This is a genomic window from Haladaptatus sp. AB643 (assembly GCF_024136975.1).
GTDB lineage: Archaea > Halobacteriota > Halobacteria > Halobacteriales > Haladaptataceae > Haladaptatus.
On record NZ_JAMYJW010000012.1, the window covers coordinates 28106 to 48973 of the forward strand.

Below are 20868 nucleotides of genomic sequence, written 5' to 3' on the forward strand. Positions count from 1 at the left end.
TCGCTTCGAAGGGAGGTGGTTAGGTTTGCTTTGATTTCAGTAACCGAGCCGCATCATACCGCTACCGCAACCGCCACACCCACCCCAACCGATTCCCTCCGCCGCTCCTTGCGGTCACGGCGTCGCTCATCCCTCGCGCGCGTTTCTCACGCGCGCCGTGTGGCACGGACGAGCCTTACGGACGAGCCTTTGAGATACGAAATCCCCCTCCAGTAACTGCAATCGCAGAACGATCAAAACCGGAATTCACGCGCAGTCGAAATCGAACACGAAGTCCACCGAACAACCCGTTATTCCACGTGTTGGGCGAAGACGTCGTGGTGGAGTTCGTCGCAGGCGTGTTCCAGAATCGATTCCAAGTTCTGCGTGTCGTACTGATTGTATTCGATCAAGGTTTCCAGTGCCTCCTCGTCGCCCGCTTCGTACTGGTGCCAGAGGCGAACGGCGTCCTCGCCGCCGATGTCCATGCCGCCGCGGGAGATTCCGAGGGAGGACTCCACGGCACTCAGGCCGCCCGTGAGACCGAGGCGCTTGCAGGTGTACATCAGATCGACGTGCGGCGTGTCGAGCGAGAGGTCGAACTCGTGTTCGAGGAACGGTTGGTCGAAGCGTTTGCCGTTGAACGAGACGACGAGGTCCGACTCGCCGAGTTCACGCTGAAGGGCTTCGGCGGTCAGGTCGTCGCCGCGGACGAGAGTCTTCGTCTCGCCGTCGCGGTGGAGGCTGACGGTGGTTGTGACGCTGGAGAAGTGGCTCAAGCCGGTGGTCTCGATGTCGAAGAAGCAGGTGTTCGAGCGGAAGTTGTCGTACAGCCGCCAGCTCTCGCTGGAGGGAAAGGCCGAGGCGAAGAAGGCGGAGTTGCCGTCGTCCAGGTGCTCGCTCGCGGTGGCGATGAACGACTCGATTCGGTCGCCCGTGGCGCTCCCGACGTGGGACGGGTCGAACTCGTCCCAGTGGGTGACGCCGTTTCGCCACAGTTTCTGCTCCGTCTTCTCGCCCACCCCGCGGACGGGAATGAAACTGTTCTCGATTCGCATCGACCGAAGGATATGCCGAGACGGTTAAAGGCGTTGTCTCTTGCGGACGGGAACGACCGACCCGGCGAGCGAAACGGGTGCGGCGAGAGACAAGTGCGACGAGAGATGAGAGACGAACGAAACGAGTGCGGCGAGAGAGACGAGCGAGGCGATGACGCCGAACTCCTTACGTCGTCGTGAGCATGCCGCGAATCGTCGCCCGCAGATCGGCCGTGTCGACCGGCTTTTCGAGAATAGAGCGAACGCCGCGACTGATGGCTTCGCGGCGGACGTGTGGAGGGGTTTCGGGTGTGAGAACCACGGTCGGGATGTCGCGTTCGTTCAGGTAGTCACACCGCTTCCAGAGGTCGGCGGTGTACCCTTCGGTGTCGAGAACGGCGATGGTGATGGAATCCTCGCCCCGAAGGACGTTGTCGAACTCCTCGACCGTCGAGACGGGCCTGGTTTCACATCCCTCCTCGTTGACGAGGTCGGTGAGGAGGGATTGATTGCGCTCGTTTTTGCTCAAAACGAGCACGAGTGATGCGTCGGTCATTCATCATCGAGTCTCGGTGCGTCCTCGATCCACTCCGGTGCACCCGAGAGGACGCCTCGGAGACCGGTGAGCGGTTCGCCGACTTCGAGACCGTGTTCGGTGATGCGGAACTCACGGAGGGTCCGCTCGAAGTCGCTGGTGCGTTTTTTCAGGACGCCGATGGCCTTGCGCATCTCGCCGGAGATTTCGAGGTGCCGGAGGAAGACGAGGTTGTCGGCGAGATAGCTGATACCCGCCTCGGTCGCGCGGAACTCACCGGTGACGGTGTCGATTTCGTCCACGAGAATAACGGATACGCCCATGTTCTTGAGATAGCGCGAGAGCGTGTGGAGCTTGCGAACCAGCATCTGGTCGTCCTCACTACTGACGGACAGTTTGTACCCCTGCAGGCCGTCTATCATCACGATGCTGATGTCGTTTTCCTCGACCTCGCGACGGACCTTCCTGGCGAACTCCATCGCGGAGTGATCGAGCGGTTCGACTTCCTCGACCGAGAGCGTCCCCTCCTCCATCATCTCCCCGACGGGGATGTCGATGGCTTGGTTCCGCCGCATGAACGTCTCGGTGGATTCCTCGAACATGTAGATGATGGAGCGCTCGCCACGACTGGCGGCTTCCTTCATGAATTGCGTTCCGGCAGTGGTCTTCCCGACGCCAGTCGGTCCGCTAAGGACGGAGACCGTCCCGCGTTCGAGCCCACCGTGAAGCAGTTTGTCGATCTCGGTGACGCCGGACGGAATCGGTTCCGCGACGTATTCGCTGTCGTGCTCGTTGGTCGTCAGTTCGGGATAGACGGCGAGCCCACCTTCCTCGATTCGCATCGAATGTCTTCCTTCCCGAATCGAGGAACCGCGGAACTTCGGCACGCTGATGGTTCGACCTCGCTCCGAGCGCCTGAGTTCGATGGTACCGTCGGTCATGTACTGGAGGTCGTCGTCCGGCGAGTTCTCCGTGTTTTCCGACGTGAGTAGAATCGTCGCACCCTGTTCTTTCAGATACCGCATGAACGCGATGACCTGCTTTCGGAACTGATACTCACCGGACGTGAGATGACGAAGTTTCGTGAGCGGGTCGATGAACACCCGGTCGGGTTCGATGGCTTCGACGCGGTCCGTGATCGCCTGCGTGAGCGGTTCCTGTTCGACTTCGCTGGGGGAGAAGATATCGTACGACTGGTCGTCGACGAACACGTCCGAGTCGGGACTCAAATCGAGGAAGTTCACGGCACCGAGGTCGATGCCGAGCGTCGCCGCGTTCTCCCGAATGTCATGTTCCGACTCCTCCAAGTTGACGAACATGACGGTATCGTCCGGGTTCGTAGTGAGATAGTTAATGCCGAGAATCGTCTTTCCTGTACCTGGATCGCCCCGAACGAGATAGCTCCGTCCCGGTATAATTCCGCCGTGCAGTATCTCGTCCAGTCCATCCACACCGGTCGATATTCGCTTCGGTGGACTGAGAGTCATACTCTATTACATACTCGCTGTAATAGACATATATCTCTATTGGGCGTGAGAGCAACAAATCGCAAGCAAGCACACGCTTCATCCGAATCTCGATGTAAAAACGTGGGAGAGTGAATAGATCACAGGAGGAATATCGGAACTCGCAGGACACGGTTGCCGATGAAAACGCACGAAAACGAGACAGTATCCGCCGGAAGGTCGATGGCTCGGGTCGTCCCGGTGGTAGTCGATGACCGAAAACGAACCGTGATGGGTAGTTAGTGGCTGAAGATACCCAGTTAGCGGTTCTCGACCGGTCGCCACTCGCGGTTTTCCCCGCCGACGTACGACGAACGGGGGCGAATGATGCGGTTGTCGTCGAGTTGTTCCAGACAGTGGGCGGTCCAACCGCCGACGCGAGCGACGGCGAACGTCGCCGTGAACAGTTCGGACGGAATCCCGATACCGTGGAGGAGGACGGCCGTGTAGAACTCGACGTTCGTCGCCAGACTGAGGTCCGGCCTGCGCTCGGCCAGCAGGTCGGTCGTCGTCGTTTCGACCGTTTTCGCCGTCTCGAAGAACTCGCGTTCCCCTCCCGACTCGTAGAACGATTCGGCGGCCGACGAGAGGACGGCCGCACGCGGGTCTCGGACGTTGTAGACGCGGTGGCCGAACCCCATAATTCGCTCCCTGGCGTCGAGTTTGTCTTCGACGTACTCCTCCGTATCCCCGGACTCGTGAATGTCGAGGAGCATATCGAGCACCGGGCCAGGTGCGCCGCCGTGAAGCGGTCCCTTGAGCGCACCGACCGCGCCGGTGATGGCCGAAACGAGGTCCGTCTCGGTCGAGACGATTGCCCGCGCGCTGAAGGTAGAGGCGTTGAGACCGTGGTCGACGACCGAATTGAGGTAGGTCTCCAACCCGCGAATCTCGGCGTCGGTCGGTTCCTCGCCCGTGAGCATGTACAGGTAGTTCGCGGCGTGGGAGAGGTCGTCGTCGGGGGAAACCGGCTCCTCGCCGTTTTCGAGCCGCCAGTACGCCGCCACGATGGTCGGCAGTTGCGCGACGAGGAGTCGTGCTTCGTCCTCGGAGCCGTCGGTTTCGTGGCCGAGCGTCGCGGCGGCGACACCCATCCGAAGCGCGTCCATCGGCGGGGCGTCGTCCGCCGCGGCCGCTCGAAGCAGGTCCAGCGTCGCTGGGGAGAGGTCGCGGTACTCGGCGAGGTCGGCGCGGAAGGACGCCAACTCGTCGGCGGTCGGTAGCCGGTCGTTCCAGAGCAGGAAGACCGTCTCCTCGAACGTCGCGTTCTCGGCGAGTTCCGCGAGCGGATACCCCGCGATGACCAGTTCACCGGCGTCCCCGTCGATGTAGCTCCGCCGGGTTTCGGCGACGATGACGTCCTCCAGTCCCTCGTTCGTGGTTTGGTCGGTCATGCTTCGAACGAAGTTACAAGGAGCAAGGTGATATATACCCTATATTTCCCAGGAGGGGTTTTAATTCGTGAAGAACCGACGATTCCGCACGGAAGTCGGTCAGTCGACGGCGACCGACCCGCGAGACACGAACGGATCGGAAACCGAGCGGAAGACGACGACCGAACCGACGGCGACGAACCCGAACGTGGCGAGGGCGACGAGCGGGGAGGTTGCGTTCGCCAGCGTCCCGCCAACCGTGCGGGCGAGGAAGAAGAGGAGCGCGTGGATCATCGAGACGCCACTGAGCGTCGTCGCGCGGCCGTGTGATGTGATTCGGTCGTTGAGGAACGTGCTCTGAAGGGTGCCGTAGACGGTGTTCGTTCCGCGGGAGAGGAGGAACGCCGGGAGCGCGACGACCGGAACGACGCTCGCGCCGAGCAACCCGCAGGCGAGGAGGAGCGGCCCGAGCGTGAACCAGCCGCCGATACCGAACCGTTCGCCGATTCTGGCCGCGACGGAGGACCCGGTGGCGGCGGCGAGCATCAGTCCCGCGTACAGGCCGCCGAGCGTGGCGGGGGTGAACCCGACCGAGAGCGCGACCGGTTGGACGAACACGTCCACGGTTTCCGGAACGGCGATGGCGACGCCCGAGAGGAGGACGAACGACCGAACGCGGCGGTTCGAGACGACGCGGACGAGTGCGGTGCGCGCGTCGGCGAGCGAAAATCCCTCGTTCGTGCTGCTGGCCGACGGTTCGGGGAGCGTCAGGACGATGAGGGTTCCGAGGCCCGTCAACGTCGCCGCGGCGAGGAACGGCAACGGGGCCCACTGCTCGTAGAGCACCCCGCCGACGAGCGCGGTCGTCGCGGCGGCGGCGTAAAACGTCGCGCTACTGCGGCCGTGAATTCGGGCGAACGAGGCGGTCTCACCGTGATCCGAGAGCGTATCGTACAGCCACGCGTCCGTGGTGCCGGAGCGGAACGTCGCCGCGACACCCCAGAACCCCCAGAGCGCGACGAACCCGGCGAGCGAGTGGGCGAACGCGAAGCCGAGGTGGGTCAACGAGACGAGCACCGACCCGAGGGCGAGGCCGTTCCGACGGCCGATTCGGTCGCCGAGGTAACCGGTCGGAATCTCGCCGAGGAGCGTGCCGACGAAGAACGACCCCGCGGCGAAGCCGACACCGGCGAGGTCGAGTCCCTGTGCGAGCGCGTGAACCGTGAGGATGGGGTAGACGAATCCCTCGGAAGTGAGGCCACGGTAGGCGTAGAACCGGCGGATGAGTTCGTTCAGCGATGGCATCGTGGGTGTTCGGTGGACGGTTCGAAACCGGTGCGAATCGAATGGAAGTATCTCTGTCGTGGATTCATGTTTCGTGCGCCGTCACTGGCGCGTTCGTACCGAGAGGGACACAACCGGGTGAGAAAAGGGTTCGCTGAACGACGTTTCAATTGGATCGTTGTCATGATTGGTGGGGGAAACCGACCCGATGAAATTCCTCCCCATCGAACGGGAAATCGTGACGTCGGAACCCGAGGACGAGGAACTCCGGAACGCCTTCCAACTGCTCGCCAACGAAACCCGACTGAAAATCCTGTACGTACTCTGGAATGCGCCGAACTGGACGGCAACGTGAACGAATCGCAGAGCGATTCGTTCGCCAACCAGAAGACAAGGGCTTCTGGTGACGTTCACCGAGCTGAAAGACGCCGTCGGGATGCGTGACAGCGGCGGGTTTCAGTACCATTTGAACGCGCTCGACGGAACGTTCCTCCGGAAAACGGACGACGGATATACGCATCTCGCCGGTGGCATCGCGCTCTATCGAGCGATGCTCGGGAGCGTCATGGGACCGGACGCAATCGACCCGATTCCGCTCGACGAGCGGTGCCCGAACTGTGAATCCCCGCTCGAACTGCGATACGACCATCAGGTGTTTTACGCGTACTGCCCCACCTGCGACGAGTCGGTATCGAACGCCCCGTATCCCCCCGCCGGACTCGAAAACAGGTCGGACGACGACCGTATCGGAGCGTTCGATCGCTGGACGAGACGACTGGTAGTCCTCCTTCGGGACGGCATCTGTCCGTGGTGTGCGAGTACCGTCAGCCACGAAATCGGAATCGATGGGGGCGAAATCGAGATTACACACACCTGCGACCGGTGCCGGGGATTTCTTCGAACCTCGATCATCGAGAACGTCATCGACCATCCCGCCGTGGTTTCGTTCTGCTACGACCACGGAGTCGATATCACTACGGTACCTCATTGGAGATTCGACGAGATATCGAAAAACGTGGACACGCGAGTCGTCTCCGAGGACCCGAACACGGTTTGGCTGACGCTGAAGTTCGCGGACGACGAACAGACCGTTTCGGTGGATGAGGGGATGAGCGTTCGGGAAGTCAGAAAATAACGTACCCACCGACCCACCAACCCAGATAAATGAGACCGAAGACGACGGCTTCGGGGCGTCCGATGCGGCCGCGGTAGAGAAATAGGCCAGTCACGACGGTGGCGATGAAGAATGCGGGCCAGTAGAATAGCAGCACCGAGGGCGAGAGCGCGAACGGTCGTGTCACCGCGAGCAGCCCGACGTTTCCCGTCGAAAAGAAGAGCAGACTTCCGACGACGTTTCCGATGGCGATACTCGGCTTCCCTTCGCGAACTGGAACGACGACCAGCGACACTTCCTCCAGCGACATCGCCGTTCCGACGAACGTCATTCCGAACACGGTCCCGTCGAGACTAAACGCGGTGACGATACCCCGTGCGCCTCGAACGGCCAACTCCGATCCGAGCACGATGCCGACGACGAACAGGGCCGACAAGCCGAGGTAGTACCAGCCACCGTGTCCACTGGATTCGACCGCTTCGACCGCTTCTTGGGTTTCCTCGTCCCGGAACGTCTCCCGGCCAGCTCGTTCCTCGCGATAGATGTACCCGAGGATGAGCACGAAGATGACGAGCAGGGCGACGCCGTCGAGCCGCGACAGTCTTCCGTCGAAAATGAAGGCTAACAAGACGAGCGGGGAGGCGAGCAGGAGAAGGAGGTAATCGCGGTCTACCGTGGTTTCGAACGGTGTGAGGAATCCGCCGATGGCGACGGCGACACCGACGAGGAAGAGACCCGATCCCAGCGCGGACCCGATAGCAATACCCGGAAGATCACCGAGCATCGCGGCGACGCCGAACACCCAATTCTCGACGTCCATCCCGGCGAAGAGGATAGCGAGGACGAACGGGGACAAGCCGGTCAACACTGCGGATTTCGTGATGTTTTCGACCAGTTCCTCGACGCTGTACACGATGAGTACGACGCCGACGACGAACGCCCCGACAGCGAGAATCGGAGGCGAAAGTGCCATGAGGGGAAGTACACGACGGAGAACATTAAGCGACGTAGACGTTTCACGAGGGAAGCCATCCATTCAGGGAGGGGGTCCAACGGGACGGAGGTGTTTCGACGGGGTCGTATCCGCGGAGAAGCGGTGCCTGATGCTGGATTTCTATATAGCTATCCAGGAAGAAATCTGTACAGATATCCAGATAGAGATCTGGAAAGGATGAAGGGACAGATAGAATCGACCGGCCAAGGGACGGGTAGCGGCCGGGTCCCCCGAACGGATGCGGAAGGAACGTGGGGGAACCCCACCGCTAAGGCCAGGAAAGACCTATCGGTAGACATGAACATGCTCGTCGACGGCGAGTGGCGGACGGACGCGTACGAGACGACGAACGACGAGGGGGAGTTCGAACGGCAAACGACCTCGTTTCGTGAGTGGGTCGAGGCGGACCCGGACAGTGAATTTCCGGCGGAGTCGGGACGCTACCACCTGTACGTCTCGTACGCCTGTCCGTGGGCACACCGGACGCTCATCACGCGGGCGCTGAAGGGACTGGACGACCACATCTCGGTGTCGGTCGTGGACCCGCATCGGAAGAACGACGGGTGGGAGTTCTCGCCCGAAACGTCTGGTTGTACACCCGACCACATCAGCGGGGCCGACTACCTCCGCGAGGTGTACACGAACGCCGACTCGGAGTTCACGGGGCGCGTGACGGTGCCCGTCCTCTGGGATAAGGAGCAGGAGACCATCGTGAACAACGAGTCGAAGGAGATCATGCGGATGTTCGATATCGCGTTCGATGACGTCGCGGACCGTGACGTGACGCTGTATCCCGAGGAGTACCGCGACGAGGTGGACGAAACCATCGAAGCGATCTACGAACCCATCAACAACGGGGTGTATCGCGCGGGATTCGCGGAGACGCAACCGGCCTACGAAGGGGCCGTCGAAGAACTGTTCGACGCGCTCGATCACTGGGAGAACGTGCTCGCCGAGCAGCGGTATCTCTGCGGCCCGGTTCTGACCGAAGCGGACGTGGGTATGTTCACGACGCTCGTGCGCTTCGACGCGGTGTACGCGACGCATTTCAAATGCAACGTCCGGCGAATCGTGGACTATCCGAACCTCTGGAACTACCTGAAGGAGTTGATGCAACTACCGGACGTCGCCGAAACGGTCCGCATGGACCATATCAAGGAGCACTACTACCGAAGCCACACGGACATCAACCCGACCGGAATCGTACCCGTCGGCCCGGAACTCGATTTTGAGGCGGAGCACGATAGGGAGCGATTGGCGGGCGGGCCACCGGAAGAAATCCGTCGCTGAGATCACTGCCGGAGCGACATCGGCTGAAACAACGAAAGCATGAATCAGAAATTATAGATAATTATCTTTGGAAAAGTATGAAGTAATCAATCATCGTAGATTGTGTCGTGCGCGAGAAAACATTCGATATGACGAGGCGGACCGCGCTGACACTGCTGGGGGCGGGCGTTACCGGGGCGATGGCGACACCGATAACGGCGGAGGGAATGCCGACCGGCGGCACCGACGCCCACTGGACGACGGGCGAGAAGTACGGCGTCGGCACCGTCGCCGACCACGACGCGGACGACCCGTCGCGGGTCTGGTTCACCCTCACCGAGGGCGCGCTGACCGAAACGCGGTTCCCGCGGATCGACTATATCAACCTCCGAACGCTCGATTTCGTCGTTGCCGCGCCGAAAGAGGGCTACGTCGCTCGCTCGTTCGACGTCTCTCGATTGGACGACGACGAGGAAGGCGTCGAGCGAACGACCGAGATGGTCGACGACGATTCGCTCTCGTTCCGGCAGACGATAACCGCGACCGGCGACCGAAATTGGGAACTCGTCGTGGAGTACGCGGCGCATCCGGACCACGACGCGCTTCTCGCGGACGTGAAGTTCAGCGGGAGCACGAAGTACGACGTGTACGCCCTCGCCGACACGGCGTTCTCCAACAGCGGAATGAGCGACATGGGTCACGCGAAATCCGATGGGAGTTCGAAGTACTTGGCGGGACACGACACGGCCGAAAACGACGGCGATGCCGTCATTCTGGACGAGAACGGCGACCCGTACAACGTCGCCGGGGCGCTCGTCGCGGATGCCGGATTCGAGTGGACGACGGTCGACGTGATCGGCGGCGACAGCATCTCGCCGCTACTGACGGACGGATCGGCGGACACGAGATACGACGAGGCGACCGGGAACATCGCCCTCGTCGGGCGTCTCGGAACGAAAACGGAACACCTGAAGGCCACCGTCGCGCTCGGCTTCGCCGAAAACGCGGACGAAAGGAGTGCGTACGCGGAGGCGAAATCGGCGCTCTCCTCGCCGTTTTCGAAGGTACGAGCGCGCTACGCGAAATCGTGGCGGAGCTATCTGCAGGGCGTCGACGTACCGAAGAGCGTGCGAAGTGATTCGGACCTACGACGGCAGTTCAACGCCAGCGCGATGGCACTGAAAGCGGCCGAGTCGAAGCGGTTCCGCGGTGCGGGGGTCGCCAGTCCGAGCGTCCCGTGGGGCGACGCCGTGGTGGCGAACGAACCGTCGGATTACGGCTACAACTTCGTCTGGTCGCGCGACCTGTATCAGGCGTTCACGGCGATGTCGGCGATGGGAGACGAGGAGAGCGCGATTGCTGCCGTCGAATACCTGTACGAGTATCAGCAGGACGAGGAGGGATTCCTGCCCCAAAACACGTTCCTCGACGGGCGAACGCGCTGGGGCGGCGAACAGATGGACAACATCTCGTTCCCGCAGATCATGGCGTACCAACTGCACGAGCGCCACGGCATCGGGTTCGACGACGTGAGCTACGATTACGGGAACGTTCGCCGCTCGACGGAGTACGTCGTCGGGCACGGTCCGGCGACCGGCCAGGAACGATGGGAGGAGGAGTCGGGCTACTCGCCGAGCACGACGGCGGCCGAAATCGCCGGGCTCGCCTGCTCCGCCGCGCTTGCCGACACGGAAGGGGAGGACGCCGACGCGCTCGTCTACCTCGCGCTGGCCGACGATTGGCAAGCGAAGACCGAGGAGTGGATGGCGACGACGGAGGGGACCGAGAAACACACGAACACGCCCTACTACTTCCGCATCAACGACGATACTGATCCCGACGACGGGGCACCACGGGCCATCAACAACGGCGGGCCGACGCTGGACGAGCGGAACGTCATCGACGCGGGATTCCTCGAACTCGTCCGTCTCGGCGTCAAGCCGTGGGACGACCCGGTCGTTCGGAACTCGTTGGCCGTCGTGGACGACACCATCAAAGTCGAGACGCCGTACGGTCCGGCGTTCTACCGCTACAACGACGACGGCTACGGCGAACAGGGGGAGGACCCGAACGACGACTACCGCGAGGGCGGTCCGTGGACGCTCGACAACGAAGGACAGGGCCGACTCTGGCCCATCTTCACCGGCGAGCGTGGCGAGTACGAACTTCTCACGGGGTGCGAGCGCCGGTACGACCCGAAATCCCTGCTCGGTACGATGGCGAAGTTCGCCAACTCGGGCGGGATGATTCCCGAGCAAGTGTGGGACCGACCCGACCCGACCGACTACGGGTGGGAGTTCGGTGAAGGAACCGGGTCGGCGACCCCGCTCTCGTGGAGCATGGCGCAGTTCGTCCGCCTCGCCTACGGCGTCGAGGCCGGACGGCCGGTCGAGACGCCGAAGTTCGTGGCAGGGCGATACGCCGACGGCGAGGTCCCGGACGGACCGAACCTCTCGGTCGAGTTCCCGTCCTCGCCGGTCACGGATCGAACCGTGACGATTTCCGGGGAAACCGACGGCGCGACGGTCGTCGTGAAGACGCCGACCGATACCGTCGTCCGCGAGGGCGGCGAGTTCAGCGTCGAAGTCGAAGTCGGCGACGGGGAGAGCGGCATCACCGTGGCGGCCGCAACGGACACCGACTCGTTGGACGAGTTGGGCACGGTGGTGCGACGGAAGACGGTCGCATACGTCGATGTGGGTGACGAGGTTGCGACGTGGGACGACCCCGAAGGCGACGACGACGGACCGGGTTCGTACACCTATCCGACCTCCGGCGAGTTCGTGGACGGCGCGTTCGACATCAAGGGGTTCGGCGTCTACGAGACCGACGACAGCTATCAGTTCCTGCTCTCCCTCGCGGGCGAGTTGACGAACCCGTGGGGCGGCAACAAACTGTCGCTCCAGACGATTCAGGTGTACCTCCGTGACCCCGACGAGTCGGACGCGGACGGGACGACGGCCGCACGCGAGGGCGTCAACGCGACGTTCGAAGCGCCGTACCACTACCGCGTCGTCGCGGAAGGATTCGTTCCGGCCCGCGTCGAAGGTGCCGACGGAGGCGAACTCACGCAGGACGTGACGATAACGGGGTACGGGTCGGTCGATGCGGTGAAACTCGAACTGCCGAAATCGGTGTTCGGCGACCTGACGGGCATGCGACTCGTGCCGCTGCTGCTCGGACAGGACGGCTACAGTCCGGGCCGGATTCGACCCGTCAACGCGACTGCTGGCGGCTACACCTTCGGCGGCGGGCGCGACGACTCGATGAACCCGAACGTCATCGACCTCGTGACGCCCGACGGCGTGAGTCAGTCCGACGCCCTCGCCTACTCGGCGGACGAGTTGGCGACGATTCCGTACCTGTCGCTCTGAGAGCGGAAGGGAGACGGGGCGATTCCACGAGACCACCGTTTCCGCTGTTTTCACCGACGAAAACCACCTGATGTGGGCGAACCTGTTTTGAGGGTTCGGTGAAAACGAGTAGATATGGTACTGAAGGAATCCGAGGAGAAAATCGGACGCGACGATCCGGTGCCGAACTTCGAACTGCGCGGCACTGACGGAGTCTTTCACACGCTGTCGGACTTCTCCGACAACAACGCCGTGTTGCTCGTGTTCACCTGCAACCACTGTCCCTACGCGAAGGCGAAGTTCGACCTGCTGAACGACCTCGCGGAGGAGTACGACGACGTGGCCGTCGTCGGCGTCAACGCGAACGACGCCGAGGAGTACCCGGAGGACTCCTTCGACAACATGCAGGAGATGGTTCAGAACGGAACCATCGCCTACGACGCCTACCTCCACGACGAGACACAGGAAGTCGCGGAGTCCTACGGCGCGGTCTGCACGCCCGACCCGTTCCTGCTCCGTAACGAGGGCGACACGTTCACGCTGGCCTACCACGGCCGACTCGACGACGCGTTGAATCCCGACGCCGAAGCCACCGAGTTCTACATCCGCGACGCCATCGACAGCGTGCTCGCGGGCGAGGACGTTGACTTGGAGTTCCTGCCGTCGCGTGGGTGCTCGATCAAGTGGAAATGAAAGGGAACAAATAAAAGCAATAATCGGTAGCATCCGGGGCGGTAACACCGATGTCAGGACCCGACGTGAGCGATACCGAACATTTTGGGAATCAGCTATAAGTGGCGATTGGACGTGTAGTCAGCCATGGCAGAAAGCAGCGACACGGTAGCAAAATCAACCGGATTCAGGCTCGCCAGAGTGATCTTCGGCGGCCTGCTGACGTACATGGGGATTTCCGGATTTCGAAACATCGAAGCACAGGCGGGCTACGCGGAAGCGAAAGGCATCCCGATGCCCGAGTTGTCCGTGGTGGCGTCCCACTGGCTCCTCGTCGTCGGCGGCGTCGGAATCAGTCTGTGGAAGCTTCCTGGACTCGCCGCCAGCGCCGCCATCAGCTTCTTGGTCGGCGTCACGCCGTTCACCCACGACTTCTGGAATCAGGAGGGACAGGAACGGGGGAACGAACAGAACCACTTCTTGAAGAACGCCGCCATGCTGGGCGCGGCATTCGCCTTCCTCGGCGTTGCCGAGAACGAAAAGGCGAAGAAGAAGCAACAGAGCGAACGATAAGGCGGTCGCGTGCGGTCTTTTCCATTTCGAATTTTCGAACGGGAGTAGCTTCAGGTGTGGTGATTTCGACTTTCGGACGTTATCTGTTAGGAGCACAGCCACCCAGCAGCGACAGTCCTCCGAATCGAAAAATCGACCACTCCCCACGAGGCCGTTGTTTTCGCGCAAACCTTTACGAGCGAATCGGACGAATTCACCGTCAACGTGCCGCAACTCGAAGACCCGCTGGAAATCGGGGGTATCGAACTGCCGAATCGGCTCTATCGCGCCCCGTTGCTCGAATGTGCTGGCAACGGCGAGGACGCGGTGGACGTCCTGATTCGGGAACTCGAACCCGCCGCTGAGTCCGGCGTGGGACTGATCTGTCAAGGGGCGACCATCGTCCGCGGGACGGGGGGCTGTGCCGCGCCGGGGATGACGCGGGTGCACGACTCGGGGTTCGTTTCCCGTCTCTCCCGACTCACGGACGCGATTCACGGCCACGGGACCGGAAGCCGAATTTTCATCCAACTGGAACACGGCGGCTTGCGGAGCATGGAGACGTGGCACGCGGGCTATCGCCGGAAACATCCCGATTTACGGCAACTGGCGGTTTCCCGACCGCCAGCCGTTCTTCGACTGCTCGATACACTGAGCTTTCTGGACTACGACCCACACGTCCTTTCGACGGGAGAGGTGTACGACCTCGCGGCTGATTTCGGCCGGTCGGCGGCGTGCGCGGTTGACGCGGGCTACGACGGGATTCACATCGCCGGGGCGAACATGGGCATCGTCCAGCAGTTCCTCTCGCCGTTCTACAACCGGCGCGACGACGAGTTCGGCGGGTCGCTGGCCGCCCGAACGAGATTCCTCGAAGTCGTGTACGACGAGATTCGGGAACGCGTCGGTCCCGACGTGCCGATCATGACGAAAGTACCGGCCGAAACGACCGCTCCCGTCTTCGTCCGGCGACATCTCTCGCTCGCCGACGGGATTCGAATCTGCGACCGATTGGAGGCGGCCGGTTTCGACGCTGTCGTGCCGGTACAGGCCTCAGTGTTCTGGGACGCGAGCATCATCCGCGGGGCGTTTCCGGCCCGCGCGTGGCGCGACGAGCGGTTCCGAGAGGGGTACGAGGAGGCGTTCGGGAGCAAGCCACGCGCCGCCGTCGTCGCCCTGCTCAACTGGCTCCAATCGCTGAAATACGACTTCGACCCGGCGTGGAATCGGCCGTTCACTCGCCGCGTGGCGGAGCGGGTTTCGATCCCCGTGCTGGCCGAGGGCGGGATTCGAAATCGACCGCAGATCGACCGACTGCTCGCGGACGGGTCCTGTGATGCGGTAGGAATGGGGAGGCCGTTCTACGCCGAGCCACGGCTTCCGGCGCGGATTTTGGAAGGGAAGAAGGCGGCCGTCGCCTGCGAGAACTGCAACAACTGCACCGTTCCGCAGGCGGCCGGTGCTCGCGGCGTCTGTCGCACCCCGAGCGTGCTCGAACGGAGCGGGAAACTCCGGAAAGAGGGTGCCTACGAGCGAAACTGGAGCGAAACCGACGCCGACCGCACCGAGTCGTAACGGGTATTCGAGGGGGCATCCAAACGAAGGGCAGTGACCGACGACGAGCACGAGTACGAGATTTCGGACTTTTACGACGCCATCGAGGAAATCGGGCGGCCGGTGCTCACCGCCGACGAAGTCGCCCGCGTCCTCGACCGTTCGCACGAGGACGCCAACCGCGCACTCGAACGACTGCGGGACGAGCGCGACGTGACGCGCCTCGACGTGGAGAACGACCCGGTGGTCTGGTTCCCGACGGAGTGGGAGCGACTGGCCGACCGCGAGCGAATCGTGGTGTTCCCGAAGCGCCGCGAGATCGTCGCCGACCAGCCCGAACAGTTCACGCGAGCACAGCTTTCGCAGTTCGCCCACCTCACCGACACGACGCGGGCCGGGAGCTACAGCTATCAGGTTCGACAGGAGGACATCTGGTCCGCACCCTACGACTCGCTCGATAACCTGATGCGAACCGTCCGGCAGGTGCTCCCCGAACCGTCGCCGGATTTGGAGTCGTTCATCGAGGGGCAGTGGAAACGAGCGAAGCAGTTCCGCCTCTACACCCACGAGGACGGCTACGTCGTCCTGCAGGCCGCAAGCGACGACCTGATGGGGAACGTCGCCCGGCAGAAGTTGAACGATAACCACCTCCGGGCTCCCATCGCCGACGACGAGAGCTGGGTGGCCGAGGACAAGGTCGCGGAAGTCAAGCGAATCCTGTACGAGGCGGGGTATCCCGTTCAGGACGAACGCGAGTTGGAGACGGGCGACGAACTGCCCGTCGAGTGCGCGCTCTCCCTGCGCGACTACCAGCGCGAGTGGGTCGAGGAGTTCATCGACCTGAAATCCGGCGTCCTCGTCGGCCCGCCCGGCAGCGGGAAAACGGTGGCCGCGATGGGCGTCCTCGAAGCCGTCTCCGGCGAGACGCTGATTCTGGTTCCCGGCCGCGAACTCGCCGGGCAGTGGCGCGACGAACTACTGGCCCACACCACCCTCACGCGAGAGCAGGTCGGCGAGTACCACGGCGGCGAGAAGAACGTCCGGCCGGTGACGATTGCGACCTACCAAACCGCCGGGATGGACCGCCATCGACAGTTGTTCGACCAGCGACGTTGGGGACTCATCGTGTACGACGAATGTCAGCATATTCCATCCAGAGTCTTCCGCCGGAGCGCGAACCTCCAATCGAAGCACCGCTTGGGACTGTCCGCTACTCCTGTCAGGGAAGATGACAAAGAAAAGGACATCTTCACGCTCATCGGCCCCCCAATCGGAACCGATTGGGACGCGCTGTTCGAGGCCGGGTTCGTCGCGGAGCCGGAAGTCGAGATACGGTACGTCGGCTGGGACGAGGAGACCTATCAGGGCGAGTACGCAAACGCCGACGGGCGCGGTAAGCGCCAGATCGCGGCGACGAATCCCGCAAAATTGGACGAGATCCGGTTCCTCCTCGCCGAACATCCCACCTCGAAGGCGCTGGTGTTCGTGGAGTACCTCGAACAGGGCGACCGGATCGCGGAGGCCCTCGACGTGCCGTTCCTGAGCGGACAGATGCGCCACCCGGAACGCGAACGTCACTTGCAGGCGTTCCGCGACGGGCGTGAAGACACCCTCGTTATCTCCCGCGTCGGCGACGAGGGTATCGACCTCCCGGACGCCGAAATCGCCATCGTCGCGTCCGGTCTCGGCGGGTCACGGCGGCAAGGTGCACAGCGCGCCGGACGGACCATGCGCCCCGCCGGACGCGCCCGGATGTACGTGCTGGCGACGCGCGGCACCCGCGAGGAGGAGTTCGCCCGTCAGCAGTTGCGCCATCTGGCGTCGAAAGGAATCCGGATTCAGGAAACCGTGCTGGACGAACGGGACGAGGAGTAGCCCGGAAGTCGGCGACGGGACTGAAGTACGGTCGGGCACAAGTCGAACCATGGCCCGCGAAGTGCGACACGATGCGACCGGTCCGCTGAAAGTTGATGAAGACGATTTCGACGACGAGAAGGGGAACATCGCCATCTGCATGTGCGGTCTCTCGTCGGACTACCCATTCTGCGACGGCACGCACCGAACCACGAGGGACGAGGAGGCGGGGACAGTGTATCGGTACGAGGACGGCGAGCGGCGCGAAATCGAGGAGATCGTCTACAAGGACGGCGGCGAATAGGGAAGAACGCGACAAATAGCGGAGAACGCGACGAGTAGCGGAAAACACGACCAGCGGGGTCGGCAACAACGCCTAACCGAATCGATGGCGTGCCGACGGTATGCATCTCGGGAGAATGGGACGGAAACTGGTGACGACCGCGATCGTCGTCGTCGTGGTCACCGGGATCGGTTTGGGTGGGGAAACGGTCGCGACCGGTAAACCGGCGACAGGGGACGAAACACCGACAGCGGACGCTACGGCGCTCCAGACGGTCGACGTGACCGCCGACATCGACTACACCTGCCGGAACGTGACCGTCAGGGTCGAACCGAAGGACGTGCAGTACGACCTCGTCATCTACTACGAGGACACCGTCACGGGCCACCGAGGGAAGGCGCTCGTCGGACCGATGACGGGGAAAACGGTCGAACCGTACGGAAACGGCATCGTGTTCACGAGCGTGGACGTGATGGTGAACGGCGCGACCATCGAGAGCGAGACGATACTGGCGAAGTGCTATCCGGACACCAAGGACTCCACGCGCGACGGCAAGTCGTCGATCCGGACCGATTCGGGGCGGTCGGTCATGGACGAGCGTTCACGAAACCCGGTGCCGGTCGCGATGGCGACGATCGACTCGTCGTGAGCGATTTCGCCCGCCGAGGAAAGCCGACGGATTCCCGCGAGCGTCGTCGCGGAGGCGGGTTCGACGCACAACCCCGCACGACTGGCAAGGTGACGTTTCGCATCGAGAATCGCATCGTCCTCGACTGAGAGCACGGCACCGCCCGTATCACGAACCGCCGCGAGGACTCGGTTGCCGCTCGGAGGAGACGCGTTGGCGATGGAGTACGCCACGGTTTCGCCACCCTCGACGGGTTCGACCTCGTTCGCTCCCTCCCGATACGCCCTCGCAATCGGGTCGCAAGCGGCGGCCTGCACGAAGTAGAGTCGCGGAAGCGACGCGGAATCCAGCAACCCCGCGCTCCGGAGTTCACGGAGGGCGTTCCAGATGGCGCTGGCGTGCCCGCCGCTGCTGACCGGCGCGACGATGGCATCCGGTACGGTCGAACCGGTTCCTCGTGCGGCGAACGACTCACAGATTTCGAGCGCCGTCGTCTTCTGGCCCGCGACCCGAAGCGGCGCGTCGGAGTTCACGAACCGAATATCCGAAAATTCGAGACTCACGTCGTACAGTCGCCCGTAGTCACCTTCGACCTGCACGAGCGTCGGACCGAACTGGGCGATGTGGGCGAGTCGTTCCGTCGGGATGTCGTCGGGGACCAAGACGAGGCAGTTCAGGCCAGCGCCCGCGGCGGTCGCGGCCATGCTCATCGCCATGTTGCCGTGCGAGACGGTTCCGACCCACTCGTCGCCAGTTTCGAGCGCGCGGGCGACGCCGACCGCACTCCCCCGGTCCTTGAAACTGCCCGTCGGATTGGCGCTCTCGTCCTTGATCCACAGTGAACACCCGGCGTACTCGTCCAACCGCGGCGTTTGAAGGAGGGGCGTTCCGCCGACCGCCGAACAGATACCGGGAGTCGCCGACGGATGCCCGACCGGGAGCAACGCCGAATACCGCCAGATGGAGGGGTCCGAGACCGTCGGCCACGAAAAATCCGATGCATCGGTCTTCGGCCAGAGCGGTTCGCCGCACGAACAACGTGCGCGCGTTTCCGCGTTCACCTCGTTGCCACACTGATGACAGACGAGCGTCATCTCGGCCGTCATCGGATCGCGTCCTCGTAGCGTTCCTTGGCGTTCGTCGCACCCGAGAGCAAGTAGTCGGCGTCGATGCCGACGACCTGAAAGTCGAATCCGGCGTCGGCCCAACGCTCCACGTCTTCGGACTCGAGCGCGATGGTGCCGACGGGGACGTCCGCCTCGTGACCTGCGGCCAAGACAGCGGAAATCTCGGTGTCGAGCGAGTCGGTGTCGCCGAACCGACCGAGCGACGCGGAGAGGTCCGCCGGGCCGACGAACAGCGCATCGATACCTGCGACCGCGGCGATGTCGGCCGCGTTTTCGACGCCGGTCGAGGATTCGATTTGGACGACGACGAGACGCTCGTCGTTCGCCCGTTCGAAGTATTTTCTCAAGCTGAGTCCGTACCGCGACGCCCGCGCTCCGGCGACTCCGCGGATCCCGTCCGGCGGGTAACGCGTCGCATCCGCGATGGTTCGGGCCTGGTCGGCCGTCTCGACCATCGGGACGATAACACCGGAAACGCCGGTGTCGAGGACGCGCTTGAGTCGGGCGGGGTCGTCGTCGGCCACGCGGACGAGCGGTTCGGTGTCGCCGCTCGCCGCATCCACTGCACGGGCGAGCGATTCGACCGTCTCCAGCGACATCGCCGTGTGTTCCGCGTCGATGACGACGAAATCGAAGCCGAGTTCGGCGCTCATCTCGGCGACTGCCGGGTGGCCGATGGAAATCCACGATCCGACGGTGCGATCACCTGCACGAACTGCGTCCGCGAGTTGGCTCATGGGAATTCGAACGCGAAGGAGGGAAAAATAGGGTCCGGTCGGGGAAATTCGAGTCACTTCAGTCCGCGCCGGTCACGCTGTAGATGACGAACAGATAGCCGACCGTCGAGACGCCGTAGTTCACCGTCAAAAGCAGTCTGGTGTTGTGAAAATCCGTGAGAAACGCGCTGAACGTGGTGGCGATTGCGGCCGCGACGAGAATCGAGAACCCGATAGAGAGGGCGAGCATCGACCGTCGGGAGGTCTGAAGGTAGGCACGCATCGCCAAACCGACCATCGTGAGGCCGGTCGCCGCGAGAACGATGCTGAGTAGTATGTAGGTGATTTCGATAGCTTGCATGGAAAGGCGCCTATGGCTGTCGTCATCTACAAATCAGGCAACTGATTTAAAATTATTCAATACGGTAGTTCAGTAACTGGACCGGTCGTGATGATGCCGGGCGTAGACGGGAAAGCCTGACCCGAAGAGCTCCAAATTCACAATATTATTCATGTTGGTAGAATGAAAATGGGCGAAAAGCGGCGGAAGGCGGCCGTTCAGAACAACACGACGGCGAGGAAGCCGACGAGCAGCGAACCGGTCACGAGCAGTTGAACGACCGCCGACGCGAGCATGCCGAGGACGGCGAAGCCAGCGGTTCGTGCACCGTGTCGGAGGTCGTTCGTCCGCGTGAGTTCGACGACGAAGGTGGCGAGCGCGACGGCGACCAGCATTCCCACGGGTCCCGTGACGAACAGGGCGACGATTCCGACGACGGCCGCGACGGCGGCTGACACCATCGATCCACCGCCAGCGCGTGCGGAAATCGCGCTTCCTGCGTAGTCGGCGACGAACGCCGCGATACCGACGACCGTTGCGATGGTGACGAAGGCGAGGCCGGGACTGTGGAAGTTCGTCCCCCACCAGTAGACGTAGATTCCCGCGAGCGAGAGGGGAACACCCGGCACGAGGGGGGCGACGCTTCCGAGAACGCCACCGAGCAGGAGGGCGAGGGCGAGGAGGAAGGGCCAATCCATG

19 protein-coding genes are annotated in these 20868 nt (G+C 62.8%); 9 read left to right on the plus strand and 10 right to left on the minus strand.

From position 1 onward, the window contains the following. Nucleotides 1-290: 290 nt before the first annotated feature. The 5 genes from NKF25_RS19615 to NKF25_RS19635 form a co-directional block, all read right to left on the minus strand. Entirely contained in the window at nucleotides 291-1037 is a 747-nt protein-coding gene (locus NKF25_RS19615) for a ribonuclease H-like domain-containing protein (protein WP_253228326.1), read from the minus strand. A gap of 166 nt (nucleotides 1038-1203) precedes the next feature. Beyond that, nucleotides 1204-1572: a response regulator gene (locus NKF25_RS19620; RefSeq protein ID WP_253228327.1), complete on the minus strand. Its 369-nt coding sequence runs from the start codon at nucleotides 1570-1572 to the stop codon at nucleotides 1204-1206. Continuing rightward, a complete protein-coding gene (locus tag NKF25_RS19625; protein ID WP_253228328.1) occupies nucleotides 1569-3038 on the minus strand; it encodes an ATPase domain-containing protein in 1470 nt (489 codons plus the stop codon). Before NKF25_RS19625 ends, NKF25_RS19620 begins: the two co-directional genes overlap by 4 nt. 278 nt (nucleotides 3039-3316) lie before the next feature. Next, entirely contained in the window at nucleotides 3317-4450 is a 1134-nt protein-coding gene (locus tag NKF25_RS19630; protein ID WP_253228329.1) for a citrate synthase/methylcitrate synthase, read from the minus strand. A gap of 99 nt (nucleotides 4451-4549) precedes the next feature. Next, the gene (locus tag NKF25_RS19635; protein WP_253228330.1) at nucleotides 4550-5734 is read right to left on the minus strand and encodes an MFS transporter; all 1185 of its coding nucleotides are present in this window, start codon (nucleotides 5732-5734) and stop codon (nucleotides 4550-4552) included. Between the two features lie 169 nt (nucleotides 5735-5903). Here NKF25_RS19635 and NKF25_RS19640 point away from each other — a divergent pair, with 169 nt between their 5' ends. Both NKF25_RS19640 and NKF25_RS19645 read left to right on the plus strand, forming a co-directional pair. Beyond that, nucleotides 5904-6068, plus strand: coding sequence for a hypothetical protein (locus NKF25_RS19640; RefSeq protein ID WP_253228331.1), 165 nt, complete (start codon nucleotides 5904-5906; stop codon nucleotides 6066-6068). A gap of 48 nt (nucleotides 6069-6116) precedes the next feature. Next, nucleotides 6117-6848, plus strand: a complete 732-nt coding sequence (locus tag NKF25_RS19645; protein WP_253228332.1) for an ArsR family transcriptional regulator — start codon at nucleotides 6117-6119, stop codon at nucleotides 6846-6848. Here NKF25_RS19645 and NKF25_RS19650 read toward each other — a convergent pair. Next, nucleotides 6838-7800, minus strand: coding sequence for a sodium:calcium antiporter (locus NKF25_RS19650; protein WP_253228333.1), 963 nt, complete (start codon nucleotides 7798-7800; stop codon nucleotides 6838-6840). The two genes, NKF25_RS19645 and NKF25_RS19650, sit on opposite strands and share 11 nt — an antisense overlap. Nucleotides 7801-8118: 318 nt before the next feature. Between NKF25_RS19650 and NKF25_RS19655 the strand changes: the two genes are divergently transcribed. The 7 genes from NKF25_RS19655 to NKF25_RS19685 all read left to right on the plus strand — a co-directional run bounded on the left by NKF25_RS19655 (nucleotide 8119) and on the right by NKF25_RS19685 (nucleotide 17379). Further along, nucleotides 8119-9111, plus strand: a complete 993-nt coding sequence (locus tag NKF25_RS19655; protein WP_253228334.1) for a glutathione S-transferase family protein — start codon at nucleotides 8119-8121, stop codon at nucleotides 9109-9111. Between the two features lie 128 nt (nucleotides 9112-9239). Next, nucleotides 9240-12464 (plus strand): glucodextranase DOMON-like domain-containing protein, encoded by a 3225-nt coding sequence (locus NKF25_RS19660; RefSeq protein WP_253228335.1) that lies wholly within the window; start codon nucleotides 9240-9242, stop codon nucleotides 12462-12464. A 114-nt stretch (nucleotides 12465-12578) separates the two neighbouring features. Continuing rightward, nucleotides 12579-13136 (plus strand): thioredoxin family protein, encoded by a 558-nt coding sequence (locus tag NKF25_RS19665; protein WP_253228336.1) that lies wholly within the window; start codon nucleotides 12579-12581, stop codon nucleotides 13134-13136. A 126-nt stretch (nucleotides 13137-13262) separates the two neighbouring features. Beyond that, nucleotides 13263-13688, plus strand: coding sequence for a DoxX family protein (locus tag NKF25_RS19670; RefSeq protein ID WP_253228337.1), 426 nt, complete (start codon nucleotides 13263-13265; stop codon nucleotides 13686-13688). 204 nt (nucleotides 13689-13892) lie between these two features. Beyond that, nucleotides 13893-15242, plus strand: a complete 1350-nt coding sequence (locus NKF25_RS19675; RefSeq protein WP_253228338.1) for a tRNA-dihydrouridine synthase — start codon at nucleotides 13893-13895, stop codon at nucleotides 15240-15242. Nucleotides 15243-15275: 33 nt separating this feature from the next. Beyond that, nucleotides 15276-17096 (plus strand): DEAD/DEAH box helicase family protein, encoded by a 1821-nt coding sequence (locus NKF25_RS19680; protein WP_253228339.1) that lies wholly within the window; start codon nucleotides 15276-15278, stop codon nucleotides 17094-17096. A 49-nt stretch (nucleotides 17097-17145) separates the two neighbouring features. Further along, the gene (locus NKF25_RS19685; RefSeq protein ID WP_253228340.1) at nucleotides 17146-17379 is read left to right on the plus strand and encodes a CDGSH iron-sulfur domain-containing protein; all 234 of its coding nucleotides are present in this window, start codon (nucleotides 17146-17148) and stop codon (nucleotides 17377-17379) included. A gap of 498 nt (nucleotides 17380-17877) precedes the next feature. Here NKF25_RS19685 and thrC read toward each other — a convergent pair whose 3' ends face one another. From thrC to NKF25_RS19705, 4 genes are all read right to left on the minus strand, one after another. Next, nucleotides 17878-19092, minus strand: coding sequence for a threonine synthase (thrC, locus tag NKF25_RS19690; protein ID WP_253228341.1), 1215 nt, complete (start codon nucleotides 19090-19092; stop codon nucleotides 17878-17880). Continuing rightward, a complete protein-coding gene (locus NKF25_RS19695; protein ID WP_253228342.1) occupies nucleotides 19089-19850 on the minus strand; it encodes an aldolase/citrate lyase family protein in 762 nt (253 codons plus the stop codon). The genes thrC and NKF25_RS19695 overlap by 4 nt, the downstream gene beginning before the upstream one ends. 58 nt (nucleotides 19851-19908) lie before the next feature. Next, complete coding sequence (locus NKF25_RS19700; RefSeq protein WP_253228343.1) at nucleotides 19909-20190, minus strand: hypothetical protein; 282 nt, start codon at nucleotides 20188-20190, stop codon at nucleotides 19909-19911. A gap of 197 nt (nucleotides 20191-20387) precedes the next feature. Then, nucleotides 20388-20867: a DUF456 domain-containing protein gene (locus tag NKF25_RS19705; RefSeq protein WP_253228344.1), complete on the minus strand. Its 480-nt coding sequence runs from the start codon at nucleotides 20865-20867 to the stop codon at nucleotides 20388-20390. Between the last annotated feature and the right edge of the window lies 1 nt (nucleotide 20868).

Excerpts from the sequence above, each read along its gene's own strand:
- thrC (WP_253228341.1), bottom strand. The coding sequence starts at position 19,092 with ATGACGGCCGAGATGACGCTCGTCTGTCATCAGTGTGGCAACGAGGTG.
- NKF25_RS19650 (WP_253228333.1), bottom strand. The coding sequence starts at position 7,800 with ATGGCACTTTCGCCTCCGATTCTCGCTGTCGGGGCGTTCGTCGTCGGC.
- NKF25_RS19625 (WP_253228328.1), bottom strand. The coding sequence starts at position 3,038 with ATGACTCTCAGTCCACCGAAGCGAATATCGACCGGTGTGGATGGACTG.
- NKF25_RS19685 (WP_253228340.1), top strand. The coding sequence starts at position 17,146 with ATGGCCCGCGAAGTGCGACACGATGCGACCGGTCCGCTGAAAGTTGAT.
- NKF25_RS19615 (WP_253228326.1), bottom strand. The coding sequence starts at position 1,037 with ATGCGAATCGAGAACAGTTTCATTCCCGTCCGCGGGGTGGGCGAGAAG.
- NKF25_RS19700 (WP_253228343.1), bottom strand. The coding sequence starts at position 20,190 with ATGCAAGCTATCGAAATCACCTACATACTACTCAGCATCGTTCTCGCG.
- NKF25_RS19635 (WP_253228330.1), bottom strand. The coding sequence starts at position 5,734 with ATGCCATCGCTGAACGAACTCATCCGCCGGTTCTACGCCTACCGTGGC.
- NKF25_RS19630 (WP_253228329.1), bottom strand. The coding sequence starts at position 4,450 with ATGACCGACCAAACCACGAACGAGGGACTGGAGGACGTCATCGTCGCC.
- NKF25_RS19655 (WP_253228334.1), top strand. The coding sequence starts at position 8,119 with ATGAACATGCTCGTCGACGGCGAGTGGCGGACGGACGCGTACGAGACG.
- NKF25_RS19670 (WP_253228337.1), top strand. The coding sequence starts at position 13,263 with ATGGCAGAAAGCAGCGACACGGTAGCAAAATCAACCGGATTCAGGCTC.
- NKF25_RS19660 (WP_253228335.1), top strand. The coding sequence starts at position 9,240 with ATGACGAGGCGGACCGCGCTGACACTGCTGGGGGCGGGCGTTACCGGG.
- NKF25_RS19695 (WP_253228342.1), bottom strand. The coding sequence starts at position 19,850 with ATGAGCCAACTCGCGGACGCAGTTCGTGCAGGTGATCGCACCGTCGGA.
- NKF25_RS19620 (WP_253228327.1), bottom strand. The coding sequence starts at position 1,572 with ATGACCGACGCATCACTCGTGCTCGTTTTGAGCAAAAACGAGCGCAAT.
- NKF25_RS19665 (WP_253228336.1), top strand. The coding sequence starts at position 12,579 with ATGGTACTGAAGGAATCCGAGGAGAAAATCGGACGCGACGATCCGGTG.
- NKF25_RS19705 (WP_253228344.1), bottom strand. The coding sequence starts at position 20,867 with ATGGATTGGCCCTTCCTCCTCGCCCTCGCCCTCCTGCTCGGTGGCGTT.